The following is a 14,619-nucleotide window of genomic DNA, read 5'->3' on the forward strand; positions in this document are numbered from 1 at the left end:
CGTGGAGGATAACGAAGCCGGTGGCGCGGTCCGTCGGCGGCCGGGGTGTGCGTGCCCCGGCCGGGCGGGGCACGCACACCGGGGTGCGGCGCGCACGTCGAGGTGTGCCGTGTGACGGGCGGGTGGGGATGACAGACTGATCACATGGAAGAGCGAGAATTCAGCAGGTCGGGACAGCATGCGTCGGTCGTCGGCCTGGGCACCTGGCAACTGGGCGCGGACTGGGGCGACGTCGACGACAAGGACGCCCACAAGGTGCTGGAGGCGGCCGCCGAGTCGGGGGTGACCTTCTTCGACACCGCCGATGTGTACGGGGACGGGCGCAGCGAGCAGACCATCGCCGCCTTCCTGCTCGGCAGGCCCGATCTCCATGTGCTGGTGGCGACCAAGATGGGCCGCCGGGTCGACCAGCTCCCGCAGAACTACGTCCTGGACAACTTCCGTGCCTGGAACGACCGTTCACGGCGCAACCTGGGTGTCGACCGCATCGATCTGGTCCAGCTGCACTGCCCGCCGACGCCCGTCTACTCCTCCGACGAGGTGTACGACGCCCTCGACACCCTGGTCGAGGAGGGCCGTATCGCCGCCTACGGCGTCAGCGTGGAGACCTGCGAGGAGGCGCTGACCGCGATCGCGCGCCCGAATGTGGCGAGCGTGCAGATCATCCTCAACCCGTTCCGCATGAAGCCGCTGCGGGAGGTCCTCCCGGCCGCGCGGGAGGCCGGGGTGGGCATCATCGCCCGGGTGCCGCTGGCCTCCGGACTGCTGTCGGGCAAGTACACCAAGGACACGGTCTTCGCCGCGAACGACCACCGCTCGTTCAACCGGCACGGCGAGGCATTCGACCAGGGGGAGACCTTCTCCGGCGTCGACTTCGCCACCGGAGTGGAGGCGGCCGCGGAGTTCGCCGCGCTCGCCCCGGAGGGCTTCACCCCGGCACAGCTGGCGCTGGCCTGGATCGTCCAGCAGCCCGGCGTCACCACGGTGATCCCCGGTGCCCGCTCCGCGGACCAGGCACGCGCCAACGCGGCGGTCGCCAAGCTGCCCGCGCTGCCGCAGGGGACCCTCGACGCGATCCAGGACCTCTACGACCGGCGGATCAAGGAGCAGGTCGAGGGACGCTGGTAGGTTCCCCGGAAGTCGGCCGGTCGGCGGGACGCCCCCGACCGGTCACCTCCGGCGGCAGCACCTCGGCCCTTCGCCCCGCCGGTGGGCCGGGCCGGTGGATCCGTCAGGCCGTCAGACCGTGGGCGGAGCGTGAGGTGCGGGAGGTGCCCGATCCGGCGGTCCGGCCGCGCGGCGTCCCGGGGCCGGCGGCCCGCACCCGGTAGGTGGTCTTGGACCGGTCCACCACCGGATCGCCGAGCACCAGATGCCCGGCCGCGTACAGTGCGTCGCACTCGTCGGTGGGCAGCGCCATATGACGGCCGCGGGGCCGCAGACAGCCCCAGCGGCGCCGCCCGTTGGCATGCACCATCAGGAAGACCGGTACGCGCGGATCCGTGATCAGACGCAGCACTTCGGCGGCGCCGGAACTCAGCCGAGAGCGCGTCATGGTCGGTCAGCCTTTCGGAACACGGGCGGAAACCTCCCGCCCGCGAGCATGATCTTCACCCCGCATTGTTGCCGAGGGTACCGACATGCGCATCCACCTTGCCGTGATGCCCTCCGTTGTCCGGAGTTGGACCCCGGGCGATGTGACGACCTTCACCCCCGATGTGGCGGTAAGTGGCCTCTTCCGCAGGGGAGCAGGAGGCGGGCGAGATCGCTCACCTCGGTCCGAACCGCTCCGCCCACCCCATGAGGTCCGCCACCGTGGTATTGCCTCCGCACACCACCAGACCCAGCCGGGCCCCGTCGCCGACCCGCTCGCGCACCCGGCGGGCCGCGGGCAGCAGACAGCCCGCCGCGGGCTCGGCCCACACCTTGGCGTGCTCGGCGAGTTCGAGGCTGCCGCGCACCGCCTCCGCGTCCGGGACCACCAGGACCTCGGTGACGAGGGCCGACACATGGTCGTACGTCAGCCGGGAGACGGACGGCGCGCTGAGCGTGGTCACCACCGAGGACAGCTCCACCGGCAGCGGCCCGCCCGCCGCCAGCGCCCGGGACATGGCCTCGGCGCCCTCGGTCTCCACACCCCAGACCCGGACCCCGGGCCGCAGCGCGTGCAGGGCCGCCGCCACCCCGGAGATCAGCCCGCCACCGCCGACGCTCACCAGTACGTCCGTCAACTCGCCCGCGTCCTCGGCGAGTTCCAGACCCACGGTGCCCTGCCCCGCGACCAGCACCGCATCGTCGAAGGGATGCACCAGGGTCAGGCCCTCGTCCCGCAGCCGCCCGGTGAGCGCGAACGCCTCGTCCATCCCGTCCGTGAGCCGCAGCGTCGCACCCGTGGCCTCCACCAGCTCCACGGACCGTGCGGGCGCCGTCCTGGGCATCACCACCGTCGCCTTCACCTCCAGCGCGGCGGCCATCACGGCGAGCGCGATCCCATGGTTGCCGCCGCTGACGGCCACCACCCCGGCCGCCCGCTCTCCCTCGCTCAGCGCCAGCAGCCGTGCCGTGGCACCGCGCGCCTTGAAGGACCCGGTCCGCTGGAGCAGTTCCAGCTTGGCGGTCACCGGCACACCGAGCAGCGCGGAGAGGCCCGGGCTCTCCACCGTGGGTGTCCGCACGATATGCCCGGCGATCCGCTCCCCGGCCGCCCGAATGTCCGCGATCCCGATCAACGCCCCTACCTCCCAGAACAGTTCCGTTCAGCACGACACGGCTGTCACGCCGTCCCCACCCTCCGGCAGCCGCGGGCCTCGCTGCAAGGGCCCGGGGCCGGCCGGCGGGCCGGTCGGTAGCCTGTGATCACCGGAGCACGAACAGGGAGGCAGACGTATGACGCGCCCCATCACCGTGGGAGTGGACGGATCGCCCGAGAGCGTGGCCGCCGCGGCCTGGGCGGCCCGCGAAGCGGTACGCCGGGACCTGCCGCTGCGGCTCGTGCACGCCTGGCAGTGGCAGCCCTACGAGATGGCCCCGGCCGCCGACCGGGAGAGTGTGGCGGGCTGGGCCGGCGAGACCGTGGAGGAGGTCCGGCGCACACTCGCCGATCGGCACCCGGGGCTCGGCGTGGCCTGTGAGGCCCTGGAGGGGCCACCCGTCGCGACCCTGGTCGCCGAGGCCACCGAGGCCGAGGAACTGGTGCTGGGCTCCCGCGGATACGGCGCCGTGATGGGGTTTCTGCTCGGCTCCGTGGGGCGGCAGGTGATCGCCGAGTCCGTGCGGCCCGTGGTGCTGGTCCGCTCCGACGACCGGGCGTCGGCGGAGGCGGCGGGACGTGAGATCGTCGTCGGCCAGCACGGGACGCCGGAGGACAGCGCGCCCGCGCTGGAGTTCGCCTTCGCCACCGCCGCCGCCCGGGGAGCGTCCGTCCGTGCGGTACGGGCCTGGACCCTGCCGCCCGTCTTCGCCTACAGCCCCGCCTCGCTGAAGCTGCTCGACGAGATCGGCGGCCTCGAACCGTACGAGAAGGAGGCCCTCGACGAGGCGCTGCGGCCCTGGCGGGAACGCCATCCGGGGGTGCCGGTCACCACCCAGGTGGAGATGGGCAGCGCGGGCCAGGTGCTGCTCTCCGCGGCCGACCGGGCCCAACTCGTGGTGGTGGGGCGGCACTCCTCCCGGCCGGTGGGGCCGCGGATCGGCTCGGTGGCCCACGCCCTGGTGCACCACGCCCCCTGCCCGGTGGCGGTCGTACCGCCCGCCTGACCGCGACGCCGGTCCCGCCCGGCCCACCGGAACGAAGCCGCCCGCGGCCCACGCACCCGCCCGTGCACGCCGGGCCGTACAGCGGCCCGGTGGGGGCCGGGCGGGCCGGGGCCCGCGCGCCGGTCACGGGCGCGCCGGCCCGCGTGTACCGGTCGGCGTGTGGCGGGCCGGATTTCGGCCCGGCGGGAGCCGGGAACGGGCCTGACGCGTCACCCGGTCTCGGCTCGTTCGCCGGCCCGTGTGCGAGGGGCCGGGCGTCGGCGCATCGCGGTCCGGGCGGGACGAACGGGTCCCCGGCCCGCCCGTCCGGGCGGGCCGGAGACGCCTCGGTCCAGGGGACTACGACGCGGTCCGTGCGCCCCCGAGAGTGCGCTCGAGGAGCGCCAGCAGTTCCCGCCAATGGCGTTCCGCCGCCTCGGCGTCGTAGCTGGCGGTGTCGGACTGGGTGTAGCCGTGCTGCGCCCCGGGGTAGACCTCGCAGCGGTGGCGCACCCCCGCGTCGGTGAGCGCCTGCTCCAGCCGCTGCATCTGCTCCGGCGGCATCGAGCGGTCCTGGTCCGCGTGGCCGAAGTAGGCCTCCGCGGTGATGCGGTCCACCACCCGGTGGGGACTGTCCGGGGCGTCGGTCGCCAGCTGCCCGCCGTGGAAGCCGGCCACCGCGGCGACCCGGTCCGGGTGGGCGCCGGCGGTGCGCAGGGCCAGCCGGGCGCCCATGCAGTAACCGGTCACTCCGACCGGCCCCTTAGCGGCCTGGGGGCAGTCGGCGAGCAGACGCAGCCAGGCCTCGGAGTCACGTTCGACCCGTTCCGGGGTCAGTTCCTGCATCATCGGCATGATCTGCTGGAAGAGGTCCGGCCGCGCCGAAGGGTCGATGAACTCGGGCAGGTCGACCACGGGTGACCGACCGTGCCGGTAGAAGACGTTGGGCACCAGGACGGTGTAGCCGTGCTCGGCCAGCCGGTCGGCCATCTTCTTCAGATGCGGGCGCAGCCCGAAGGCGTCCATGTAGAGCAGAACCGCGGGGTGGGGGCTGTGGTCGTCCGGGTACACCAGGTAGGCATCGGCCGTGCCGTCCTGGGTGGGGATGTCCACGGACGTCCCACGGATGGAGCTCATGCGCTGTTCTCCTGCCTCTCGACGTCGGGCCGGGCGGTCGGCCGGCCCTTCGGCCGTCATCATCGCAACGCCGGCCCGCCGACACCGCATCCGGTTCATCTGGTGCGGCGGAACACGTCGTCGGAGTCGTCCCAGGTGGCCGGGTCCTCCGTCCCCCGCTGCCCGGGAACGCGGGCCGACTGGTACATGGCGTCGATCTCGGCGGCATACCGGTGCGCGATGAGGTCCCTGCGCAGCTTCATCGAAGGTGTCAGCAGCCCGTTGGAGACGGCGAAGGGCTCCGACAGCACCCGGAAGACCCGGATGGACTCGGAGCGCGACACCGTGGCGTTGACGGCGGCGACGGCCCGGGCGATCTCCTGCCGCAGCGCGTTCTCCTCGCGCGCCTCGCGTCCCGGCAGGTCCCCGCGCGCGGCCTGGGCGCCGCGCCAGTGCGCCAGGAACTCCGGGTCGAGGGTGACCAGCGCGCCCACACAGGGCCGGTCGTCGCCCACGACCACCGCCTGATGGATGAGCGGATGCATCCGCAGTCGCTCCTCCAGGGCGGCCGGGGCCACACTTCTGCCGCCGCTGGTGACGATGATGTCCTTCTTGCGGCCCGTGAGGGACAGATATCCCTCGGGGTCCAGCTCCCCCAGGTCGCCCGTGGCCAGCCAGCCGCCTCGCAGCACCGCCTCGGTGCCGTCCGCGTCGTTCAGATACCCCCCGAAGACCGAGGGGCCGTGCACCAGGATCTCCCCGTCCGGTGCCACCCGGAGGTCGACGCCGGGCAGGGGCCTCCCCACGGTGCCGGACTTCTCCCGCCCGACCGGCTGTGCGGTGATGGCCCCGCCGGTCTCGGTGAGCCCGTACCCGTCGTGCACCGGGATCCCGATGCCGGCGAAGAACAGTCCGAGTTCGCGGTTCAGGGGTGAGCCCCCGGACACGGCGCCGCACAGCCGCCCGCCCAGCGCGGCACGCAGCTTGCGGTACACCGTCTTGTCGTACACGGAGTGTTGCAGCTTCAGATCGAGGGCGGGGCCCGGGCCCATGTCCAGCCGCTGCTGCTCGACCGCCAGGGCGTGGTCCTGCGCCGTGCGCACCGCCCGCTCGAACTGGGCGCCCCGTCCCGACTGCTGGGCCGTGCGCAGAAACGTCTTGTAGAGCTTCTCGAAGACGGACGGAACCGCATGGAGGTAGGTGGGACGGAACGTCTCCAGGGCGGTGGCCAGGGTGTCCGCGCGCAGTTCCGGTTCATGGCCCATCAGCAGGCCGCCCCGCAGGCACAGCCCCTGCACCATCAGCCCGTACACATGAGAGAGGGGCAGCACGACGAGGAGGGCGGGCTGTTCGCCGGGCGGGGCGGCGGTGTGCCGCCAGCCGGCCAGCAGGGTGTCGCAGGAGGCCGCCAGACCGCGGTGGCTGAGCAGGCAGCCGCGGGGGCGTCCCCCGGTGCCCGAGGTGTAGGCGATCACCGCGGTCGAGTCGGGCGGTACGATCCGGCGCAGTGAGTCCACCGCCGCGTCCGGAACCGAACGGCCGCGCTCCACCAGCGCCTCCAGCGCCCCGGAGTCCAGCTGCCAGACGTGCCGCAGCTGCGGCAACGCGCCGCACGCCGATCCGACGGTCATCGCCCCGTGTTCGTCCTCGACGAGGACGGCCACACTGCCCGAGTCCTTGAGGATCCACTCGACCTGCTCGTGCGAGGACGCCGGATGGACGGGCACGACCTCGGCCCCGACCGCCCACTGCGCGCAGCTGAAGACGGTCCACTCGTACCGGGTGCGCGCCATGACGGCCACCCGGTCGCCGGGGCGGATCCCCGAGGCGACGAGCCCCTTGGCCAGGGCGACCACCTCGTCCCGCAGCTCGCCCGCCGTCACGGTGCTCCAGGCCCCGTCGCCCGGCCCGGTGCGGCGGGCGATCTGGGGCAGACCGGGGTCGCGGCGCGCCGTGTCGAAGAGAGTGTCGGCGAGCCCGCCCGTGATGGCGGGCGGGCTCGCCTGCTCCGGGGCGGCAGGCCCGTAGCTGGTGAAGTCGTGCATGAGAGCCGCCCTCAGAGTCTTTCCTGCGGTGGTGTGCCGATGGATGCGGGTCGGCGGCTCGAATCTAGCTCAGCCCGCCGCCCGGGGGACCGGAAACGGCCAAGGAGGCGCCCGATGTCACCACTGGCCGGCTCCGGGGCCGGTGAGGGGGGCCGAGGGCCTCCCGTCCGGACCCACCGGGATGTCCCCGGCGATCATCACACGGTGCATGATCCGGGGATGCTCGGGGGTGACCAGATCCGCCGGGGCGAGATGGACGGTGGCCCGGTTGTCCCAGAAGGCGACGCTGCCGGGTTCCCAGCGGAAGCGGACCGTGTACTCGGGACGGGTGGCCTGTTCCAGCAGCATCTGCAGCAGATGCCCGCTCTCGGCGCGGGAGAGGCCGAGGATCTGCTCGAGGTAGTAGCCGTTGACGAACAGCACGCGTTCGCCCGTCTCGGGCAGCACCCGCACCAGCGGATGGTCCGTCGCCACCTGGTGGCCGAGAAGATGACGCAGATAGGCGTCGTCGCCGGGCCGGGGCTGATAGCCCACGCCCAGCCGGTGTTCGGCGCGCAGTCCGTCGACGAAGGCCCGTACGGGCTCCGAGAGACCCGCGTAGGCGGCCGCCAGATTGGACCACTGGGTGTCCCCGCCGTACGGCGGCACGGACTCGGCGCGCAGGATGGTGGCCGCGGGCGGGTCGACGCGGGCGCCGTGGTCGCAGTGCCAGCCCCGCAGCAGCGAATGGCGTCTGCGCCGCAGCCACTCGTCGTGCTCCATGCCGTAGCGCCCGCCCAGCTCCAGCCGGTCGGCCGTGGTCTCGACCTCGGGAAAGTCCGGCGGTGAGACGCTGCCGCGCCTGGTGGGGGCGACGGGCCGGCCGAACCGCCGTGCGAGCGCGACATGGGCGGCGTGGTCCAGCTTCTGGTCCCGGAAGAACACCACCTTCCAGCGCAGCAGTGCCGTCCGGATCGCGGCCACCGCCGCGTCGTCCGGATCGCCGGCCAGATCGACCCCGGTGATCTCCGCGCCGATGCGTCCCGCGACGGGCCGCACCTCGACCTTCGTACCGCTGTCCGCCGTCATACCGCCTCCGTCCGTCGTGCCTGCGGACCCTCGGGGCGAGCATGCCCGGCCGGGGACCGTGCGAAAGATCACACGGCTCCCCCGCGGATGCCGGTACAGCACGGGGACGAGGGCGCTTTACCGGTGCTTTTGCCGTTTCCTTGCAGTTCCATGGGCGGATGACTACACACCTGTAGTCATGATGGTTCGGCACAAGTAAGGCATGCCTTCGCTAACCTGCGCGACCGTCGGCGGGGGGCATACCGGGGAAGGGCCGCAATGTGGGATGACGCGTTTCCGAGCTTTCTCATCGGACTGAGAGAGGGGCTCGAAGGCGGACTCATCGTCTCCATCCTGGTCGCGACCCTCGTACGGGCGGACGCCAAGTCCCGACTGCCCCAGGTGTGGACCGGCGTACTGGCCGCCGTCGCCCTCGCCATGAGCTTCGGCGCGGTGCTGACCTTCACCGCCGCGTCGCTGTCCGCCACCGCCCAGGAGGCGTTCGGCGGCTCCCTCAGCGTGATCGCCGTCGCGTTCGTCACCGCGATGGTGTTCTGGATGCGCCGCTCGGCGCGCCATCTGTCCGGCGAGATCAAGGAGAAGGTCACCGGCGCGCTCGCGATGGGTGCGGGCATGCTGATCATCACCTCGTTCCTCGCGGTGGGCCGCGAGGGCCTGGAGACCGCCCTGTTCCTGTGGACCACGGCCCGCGCGGCCGGAGAGTCCACCGGACCGATGATCGGCGCGGCGATCGGCCTGGTGCTCGCCGCCGCCCTGTGCTGGGGCCTCTACCGCCGGGTGCTGAAGATCAACCTGACCAGATTCTTCACCGCCACCGGCGTCGTGCTCATCGTGATCGCCGCCGGAGTGCTCGGCTACGGACTGCGCGACCTCCAGGAGGGCGGGGTGCTGCCCGGCGGCACGGCGTACGCCGTGGACCTCGGCGGCAGCATCGACGCCGGCTCCTGGTACAGCACCCTGGTCCAGGGCGTGTTCAATCTGACACCGACCATGACCTGGCTGCAGGTCGTCGCCTACGCCCTCTATCTCGTCGTGGTGATGACGCTGTTCGTCCGGGGCGTCCGCGGTGACCGCACCCCGGCGGCCCGTCGCGGATCCGCCCCGAAGCCCGCGAAGGGCGCCGGGACCGAGCCGGCCGCCGGTGCGCGCCGCCGCCCCGCCTGGGTGGTCCCGGTGGCCGTCGTCGCCGTCCCCGCCGTCCTCGCGGGACTGATCGTCGCCCTCGGCGGCGCCGGGCCGGCCGGCTCCCAGACCGTGGCCGTCTCCGAGACCGAGTGCGGCAAGGGGTTCACCGCGCCCGCGCCCGGCCGGCAGACCTTCCGGATGCACAACACCGGCGACAAGACCTCCGAGGTGTACCTCGTCGACCCGGCCACCGATGCGGTCTACGGCGAGATCGAGGGGCTGGCCCCCGGCACCACCCGCGACCTCGTCGCCACCGTCGCCGGCGGAAGCTACGCCTGGCGCTGCGTCCCCACCGGCGGACGGGCCGTCACCTCCCGGGCGATCCGGGTCTCCGGCGCCGCCGGCGCCACGGCGGTCGTCCCGGTCTCCGAGAGCGACCTCACCGGTCCCCTGAAGACGTACCAGGCGTACGTCGACCGGGGCCTGGCCGTCCTGGTCACCCAGACCCGCGGGCTCAGTGACGACATCGCCTCCGGCCACCTCGACGCCGCGCGCACCGACTGGCTGACCGCCCACCGCACCTACTCCTCGCTGGGCGCGGCCTACGGCACCTTCGAGGACTTCGACAAGAAGATCAACGGCCGGGCCGACGGACTGCCCGGCGGCGTCGCCGACCGGGACTTCACCGGCTTCCACCGCATCGAGTACGGGCTGTGGCACGGACAGTCCGCACAGCAGCTGAAGGCCCCCGCCCGGCAGCTCGCCGACGCGGCGGCGGGACTGCGCACCGCCTTCCCCACCCAGCACTTCGACCCGGGCGACCTGCCGCTGCGCGCCCACGAGATCCTGGAGAACACCCTCCAGTTCGAGCTGACCGGCGACACCGACCAGGGCAGCGGCACCGAACTGGCCACCGCGGACGCCAACCTGGCCGGAACCCGCGAACTCCTCACCGTGCTCAGGCCGTTGCTGACCAGCCGCGCCCCGCGGCTGCTCCCCACCGTCGACGCGGACATCGCCCGGCTGCAACAACTGCTCGACGCGGCCCACCACGGCGGCTCCTGGACCCCCGTGGACCGCCTTGACGCGACCACCCGGGCCCGCCTGAACGGTGCCACCGGGCAGCTCCTCGAAGACCTCGCCCCCGTCCCGGACCTTCTGGAGATCCGGAAGTCCGCCCGATGACCGCACCGCACGCCCAGCACGCACACACCGGAGGGAACCACCGCATGCCGTCCGCCGAACCGCCCGTCACACAGGGCGGCTGCCCCGCGGGAGCCGGCCGTCGCTCCTTCATGAAGACGGCCCTGGGCGCCGGGGCCGCCGGTGCGGTCCTGGCCGGCGGCGGCCTCGCCCTCAGCCAGACCGGCGCCACCGAGGCCCGTGCCGCGGACGACGGCGACGCCCCGAAGGTTCCCTTCCACGGCGTCCACCAGGCGGGCATCATCACCCCCGCCCCGGCCGAGGCCGCCTTCGTCTCCTTCGACGTCATCGCCGAGAACCGCAAGGAACTCACCGATCTGCTGCGGACCGTCACCGAGCGGGCCCGTTTCCTCACCTCCGGCGGCACCCCGGTGGACCTGGGCGTCGGTGCACCGCCCTCCGACAGCGGCATCCTGGGCCCCGAGGTCCCCGCCGGCGGGCTCACCGTCACGGTCGGTGTCGGCGCCTCCCTCTTCGACGACCGCTACGGCCTCACCGGGGCCAGACCGCGCCGGCTCACCCCGATGCGTACCTTCCCCGACGACAACCTCCGGGCCGTCGAGTGCCACGGCGATCTGTCGCTGCAGATCTGCGCCGCCCGTCAGGACACCGTGCTGCACGCACTGCGCGACATCGCCCGGCACACCCGGGGCGCCCTGCAGATCAGATGGCGCGTCGACGGCTTCCAGAACACCCCCCGCCCCACCGGCGCCCAGCGCAATCTGCTCGGCTTCAAGGACGGCATCGCCAACCCCGACGTCGGCTCGGCCCGCGAGATGGACCAGCTCGTCTGGGTGGACCGCGGACAGGACGAGCCCGCCTGGGCGGCCGGCGGCAGCTATCAGGTCATCCGGATCATCCGTATGCTCGTCGAGTTCTGGGACCGGGTCTCGCTCAGCGAGCAGGAGAAGATGTTCGGCCGCCGCAAGGACACCGGCGCACCGCTGGACGGCTCCCGGGAGACCGACGTCCCCCGGTACGCCAAGGACCCGCACGGCACGGCGATCCCGCTCGACGCCCATATCCGCCTCGCCAACCCCCGTACCGCCGCCACCGACGACTCCCGCATCCTGCGCCGGGGTTACAACTACGACCGGGGCGTCGACACCGTCGGCAACCTCGACATGGGGCTCGTCTTCTGCTGCTACCAGCAGGATGTGCAGCGCCAGTTCGAGGCCACCCAGACCCGGCTCGTCGACGAGCCCCTGGTCGACTACATCTCCCCGACCGGAGGCGGCTACTTCTTCGCCCTGCCCGGGGTGAAGGACTCCTCGGACTGGCTGGGACGCGGTCTGCTGACCGCCTGACGGCAGCCCTCGGCCGGGTCTCAGCCGGCCGGCGGCCGCCAGCCGAGGGCGGGCCCCAGCACGGTCGCGATGTCCGTGAGGATCTGCACATAGTCCTCGTGCGCGAAGGTGAACGGCAGCGCGAACGCCACCTCGTCGACCTCACGGAACGCGGCATGCGCGGACAGCTGTTCGGCGATCCGCTCGGACGGCCCCACCAGATCCGGCGCGAACAGCATCCGCGCCGGCCCCTGGGGCGCCGCGGTACGCGGCATCCGCCGTGCCACGAACTCCTCGTACCTGGCGCGCTGCCCGGCCGAGGCGCCGTCGGTCGGGATGACGACCAGCCCCTGGGAGACCCGGGCGCGCTCGCCGTCGGGGTGCCGGGACCGGAACGCCCGGATCTGGGAGAGCTGCACCTCGGCGAAGTCCTCGGACTCCTCCGCGCGGACCACGCTGCTGGTCAGCAGGTTCATCCCGTGTTCGCCCGCCCACCGGGCCGAGCGCAGACCGCCGGCGCCGTACCACAGACGCCCGCCCAGCCCCGGGGAGTGGGGCTGGACCCGGTCGGAGTACACCTCGAAGCCCTCGACCCCGCGGAAGCCGCTGGCCGGCTCGCCGCGCACCAGGTCCAGCAGCCGCTGCACCCGGCCATGGCCGAAGTCCTCGAGGTCGGCGGTGCCGGGGTAGAGCGCCTCCTTGAGATGCTCGTAGTGCGTCGGCGGGCCGACACTGACCCCCGGGTTGAGGCGGCCCCCGGAGAGGATGTCCACGGTCGCCAGATCCTCGGCGAGCCGCAGCGGGTTCTCCCAGCCGAGAGGGATCACGGCCGTGCCGAGCTCGATCCGCCGGGTGCGCTGGGACGCGGCGGCGAGGACGGCGAGGGGCGAGGAGATCCCGAACTGCAGATGACGCTGACGCACCCATGCGCTGTCGAATCCGAGCCGCTCGCCCAGTTCGAGGAGTTCGAGCGTCGACTCGTGCCCCCGGCGCGGATCGGCCTCGTCGAACAGGCCGATGGTCAGAAAGCCCAGCTTCTGCAGCGGTTTCGAGGCCGGCGGCACAGCGCTCCTCCAGGATCCACGGCGTGTCTGCGGTACGCCGATGCTGCGTTCGATTCTCGCAGCAGACCGTCACAGGAGCGTGACGGGAGTGTGTACCGGACGGCCAGGGGACGGAGGCGAAGCGTGGTGCGCCGGGGCGGGCTCCGGGCGCGCACCCGGAGCCCGAGCGAGGAGTGAGCCGGTGTCAGGCGTCGCGTCGGGTCAGGGCCACCCCGGCGGCGGCCAGTGCCACCAGCGTGTACAGACAGAACAGTGCGAACCCGGTCCAGGGCGCGAGGGTGTGGGGCTCCTGATGGATGTGGATCAGCCCCTGTCCCGCCGTGCTCGGCAGATAGGGGTTGACCTTGGCGAGCCAGGAGGACGGCAGGGCCTGGGCGAGCGCCGGAAGCACCAGCAGCAGCCCGAAGACGGTGGCGATCCCGCCCGCCGTGCTGCGGACCAGGGCACCGAACGCCACCCCGATCAGCCCCACCACGGTCAGATACAGCCCCGCTCCCAGCACCGCGCGCGGCACATCGGGCGCGGACAGCGACGTTCCCAGACCATGGCCGGACAGCGCCGCCTGCCCTCCGAGGAAGGCCGCCAGCGAGGCGATCGTCATCAGCACCCAGGCCACCGCCCCGTACACCAGGGTCTTGGCCCACAGCACCGGAAGGCGGCGTGGCACCGCGGCCAGCGAGGAGCGGATCATCCCGCTCGCATACTCGCCGCTGACCACCAGGACACCGAGCACGCCCACCGCCAACTGGGCCAGATACAGGCCGCGCAGACTGACCAGCGTCGGATCGAAGGCGAGCCTCTCCTCGGGTGGCAGACTGTTCCAGCGGGCCGCGGTGACATAGCTGAACACACAGCCCAGCCCGACCATCGCGACCACGGCGGCGAGCAGCGTGAACAGGGTGGAGCGCAGGGACCGCAGTTTGATCCACTCGGAACGGATCACCCGCAGCTGGGTGACCTCGCCCCGCTCCGAGTCGGGGATCGCCGATGCCGTCGTCATGCCGCCAGTCCTCTCCCGGCCGCCCCGACCAGTCCCGGCTCCGGTGCCTGGTACTCCAGGGAGTCCCGGGTCAGTTCCATGAACGCCTCCTCCAACGACGCCTGCTGCGGCGTCAGTTCGGCCAGCGCGACCCCGTGCAGGGCGGCGATCCGCCCGATCCGCTCACTGCTCAGCCCGGTCACCTGCAGCACACCCGGCTCCTGGGCGGTGACCACCACGTCCGGGCCGGTCAGCAGACCGCGCATCCGGTCCGCCTCGTCGCTGCGCACCCGCACCACGTCCCGGGCGGCCCGCGCGATGAACTCCGCCACCGAGGTGTCCGCGATCAGCCGCCCCCGGCCGATCACGATCAGATGCTCGGCCGTCAGCGCCATCTCCGACATCAGATGCGAGGACACCAGGACCGTCCGGCCCTCGGCGGCCAGGGACTTGAGCAGATTGCGGATCCACAGGATCCCTTCCGGGTCGAGACCGTTGGCGGGCTCGTCGAGGATCACCGTCGCCGGGTCCCCCAGCAGGGCGCCCGCGATGCCCAGCCGCTGACCCATGCCCAGGGAGAAGCCGCCGACCCGCTTCTTGGCCACCGCGCTCAGCCCGACCAGGTCGAGCACCTCGTTCACCCGTCGCCTGGAGATCCCGGTGGTCGCGGCGAGGGCCAGCAGATGGTGGTACGCGCTGCGCCCGGTGTGCACGGAACGCGCCTCCAGCATCGCGCCCACCTCGTGCAGCGGCGCCCGGTGGTCGGCGTAGCTTCTGCCGTTCACCCGGCCCCAGCCGGAGGTCGGCGCGTCCAGGCCGAGGAGCATCCGCATCGTGGTGGATTTCCCGGCCCCGTTCGGACCGAGGAATCCGGTCACGACACCGGGGCGCACGGTGAAGCCGAGACGGTCGACGGCGACGCGCTCGCCGTAGCGTTTGGTGAGCTGATGGGCCTCGATCATGACGTTTCCTTGCGCAGAGGGGAATCTGAGGCCGTA

Annotated in this window: 12 protein-coding genes; 4 read left to right on the top strand and 8 right to left on the bottom strand. The window is 72.7% G+C overall.

All coding sequences use genetic code 11. The features are described 5' to 3' along the window. Window positions 1-144: 144 nt before the first annotated feature. Window positions 145-1,128 (top strand): aldo/keto reductase, encoded by a 984-nt coding sequence (locus CP978_RS32520; RefSeq protein ID WP_043446967.1) that lies wholly within the window; start codon window positions 145-147, stop codon window positions 1,126-1,128. 103 nt (window positions 1,129-1,231) lie between these two features. On the opposite strand, the gene CP978_RS32525 is transcribed toward CP978_RS32520, so the two are convergent. Both CP978_RS32525 and CP978_RS32530 read right to left on the bottom strand, forming a co-directional pair. Continuing rightward, window positions 1,232-1,555 carry a hypothetical protein gene (locus CP978_RS32525; RefSeq protein ID WP_052454427.1) on the bottom strand — a complete coding sequence of 108 codons (324 nt, stop codon included), beginning with the start codon at window positions 1,553-1,555 and terminating at the stop codon, window positions 1,232-1,234. 214 nt (window positions 1,556-1,769) lie between these two features. Next, entirely contained in the window at window positions 1,770-2,729 is a 960-nt protein-coding gene (locus CP978_RS32530) for a threonine ammonia-lyase (RefSeq protein ID WP_043446970.1), read from the bottom strand. 157 nt (window positions 2,730-2,886) lie between these two features. Between CP978_RS32530 and CP978_RS32535 the strand changes: the two genes are divergently transcribed. Continuing rightward, window positions 2,887-3,756: a universal stress protein gene (locus CP978_RS32535; protein WP_043446973.1), complete on the top strand. Its 870-nt coding sequence runs from the start codon at window positions 2,887-2,889 to the stop codon at window positions 3,754-3,756. A 339-nt stretch (window positions 3,757-4,095) separates the two neighbouring features. On the opposite strand, the gene CP978_RS32540 is transcribed toward CP978_RS32535, so the two are convergent. From CP978_RS32540 to CP978_RS32550, 3 genes are all read right to left on the bottom strand, one after another. Continuing rightward, window positions 4,096-4,872: a dienelactone hydrolase family protein gene (locus CP978_RS32540; protein ID WP_043446975.1), complete on the bottom strand. Its 777-nt coding sequence runs from the start codon at window positions 4,870-4,872 to the stop codon at window positions 4,096-4,098. 95 nt (window positions 4,873-4,967) lie between these two features. Continuing rightward, window positions 4,968-6,896, bottom strand: coding sequence for an AMP-dependent synthetase/ligase (locus CP978_RS32545; protein WP_043446978.1), 1,929 nt, complete (start codon window positions 6,894-6,896; stop codon window positions 4,968-4,970). 117 nt (window positions 6,897-7,013) lie between these two features. After that, a complete protein-coding gene (locus CP978_RS32550) occupies window positions 7,014-7,964 on the bottom strand; it encodes a TauD/TfdA dioxygenase family protein (protein WP_043446981.1) in 951 nt (316 codons plus the stop codon). A 258-nt stretch (window positions 7,965-8,222) separates the two neighbouring features. On the opposite strand from CP978_RS32550, the gene efeU reads away from it, so the two are divergent. Beyond that, on the top strand, window positions 8,223-10,274 hold the full coding sequence (efeU, locus tag CP978_RS32555; RefSeq protein WP_043446984.1) for an iron uptake transporter permease EfeU: 2,052 nt from the start codon (window positions 8,223-8,225) through the stop codon (window positions 10,272-10,274). A gap of 44 nt (window positions 10,275-10,318) precedes the next feature. Then, on the top strand, window positions 10,319-11,599 hold the full coding sequence (gene efeB, locus CP978_RS32560) for an iron uptake transporter deferrochelatase/peroxidase subunit (RefSeq protein ID WP_043450104.1): 1,281 nt from the start codon (window positions 10,319-10,321) through the stop codon (window positions 11,597-11,599). A 20-nt stretch (window positions 11,600-11,619) separates the two neighbouring features. Here efeB and CP978_RS32565 read toward each other — a convergent pair whose 3' ends face one another. The 3 genes from CP978_RS32565 to CP978_RS32575 all read right to left on the bottom strand — a co-directional run bounded on the left by CP978_RS32565 (window position 11,620) and on the right by CP978_RS32575 (window position 14,583). Further along, window positions 11,620-12,642, bottom strand: coding sequence for an LLM class flavin-dependent oxidoreductase (locus tag CP978_RS32565; protein WP_043446987.1), 1,023 nt, complete (start codon window positions 12,640-12,642; stop codon window positions 11,620-11,622). A 184-nt stretch (window positions 12,643-12,826) separates the two neighbouring features. Next, window positions 12,827-13,642 carry an ABC transporter permease gene (locus CP978_RS32570; RefSeq protein ID WP_043446989.1) on the bottom strand — a complete coding sequence of 272 codons (816 nt, stop codon included), beginning with the start codon at window positions 13,640-13,642 and terminating at the stop codon, window positions 12,827-12,829. Next, complete coding sequence (locus CP978_RS32575) at window positions 13,639-14,583, bottom strand: ABC transporter ATP-binding protein (protein WP_043446992.1); 945 nt, start codon at window positions 14,581-14,583, stop codon at window positions 13,639-13,641. The genes CP978_RS32570 and CP978_RS32575 overlap by 4 nt, the downstream gene beginning before the upstream one ends. Window positions 14,584-14,619 lie beyond the last annotated feature (36 nt).

It is taken from the genome of Streptomyces nodosus (assembly GCF_008704995.1).
Taxonomy (GTDB): Bacteria; Actinomycetota; Actinomycetes; order Streptomycetales; family Streptomycetaceae; genus Streptomyces; species Streptomyces nodosus.

Bases quoted from the DNA above. Each gene is read 5' to 3' on its own strand.
- CP978_RS32520 (WP_043446967.1), top strand. From the start codon at position 145: ATGGAAGAGCGAGAATTCAGCAGGTCGGGACAGCATGCGTCGGTCGTC.
- CP978_RS32525 (WP_052454427.1), bottom strand. From the start codon at position 1,555: ATGACGCGCTCTCGGCTGAGTTCCGGCGCCGCCGAAGTGCTGCGTCTG.
- CP978_RS32535 (WP_043446973.1), top strand. From the start codon at position 2,887: ATGACGCGCCCCATCACCGTGGGAGTGGACGGATCGCCCGAGAGCGTG.
- CP978_RS32540 (WP_043446975.1), bottom strand. From the start codon at position 4,872: ATGAGCTCCATCCGTGGGACGTCCGTGGACATCCCCACCCAGGACGGC.
- CP978_RS32545 (WP_043446978.1), bottom strand. From the start codon at position 6,896: ATGCACGACTTCACCAGCTACGGGCCTGCCGCCCCGGAGCAGGCGAGC.
- CP978_RS32550 (WP_043446981.1), bottom strand. From the start codon at position 7,964: ATGACGGCGGACAGCGGTACGAAGGTCGAGGTGCGGCCCGTCGCGGGA.
- efeU (WP_043446984.1), top strand. From the start codon at position 8,223: ATGTGGGATGACGCGTTTCCGAGCTTTCTCATCGGACTGAGAGAGGGG.
- efeB (WP_043450104.1), top strand. From the start codon at position 10,319: ATGCCGTCCGCCGAACCGCCCGTCACACAGGGCGGCTGCCCCGCGGGA.
- CP978_RS32570 (WP_043446989.1), bottom strand. From the start codon at position 13,642: ATGACGACGGCATCGGCGATCCCCGACTCGGAGCGGGGCGAGGTCACC.
- CP978_RS32575 (WP_043446992.1), bottom strand. From the start codon at position 14,583: ATGATCGAGGCCCATCAGCTCACCAAACGCTACGGCGAGCGCGTCGCC.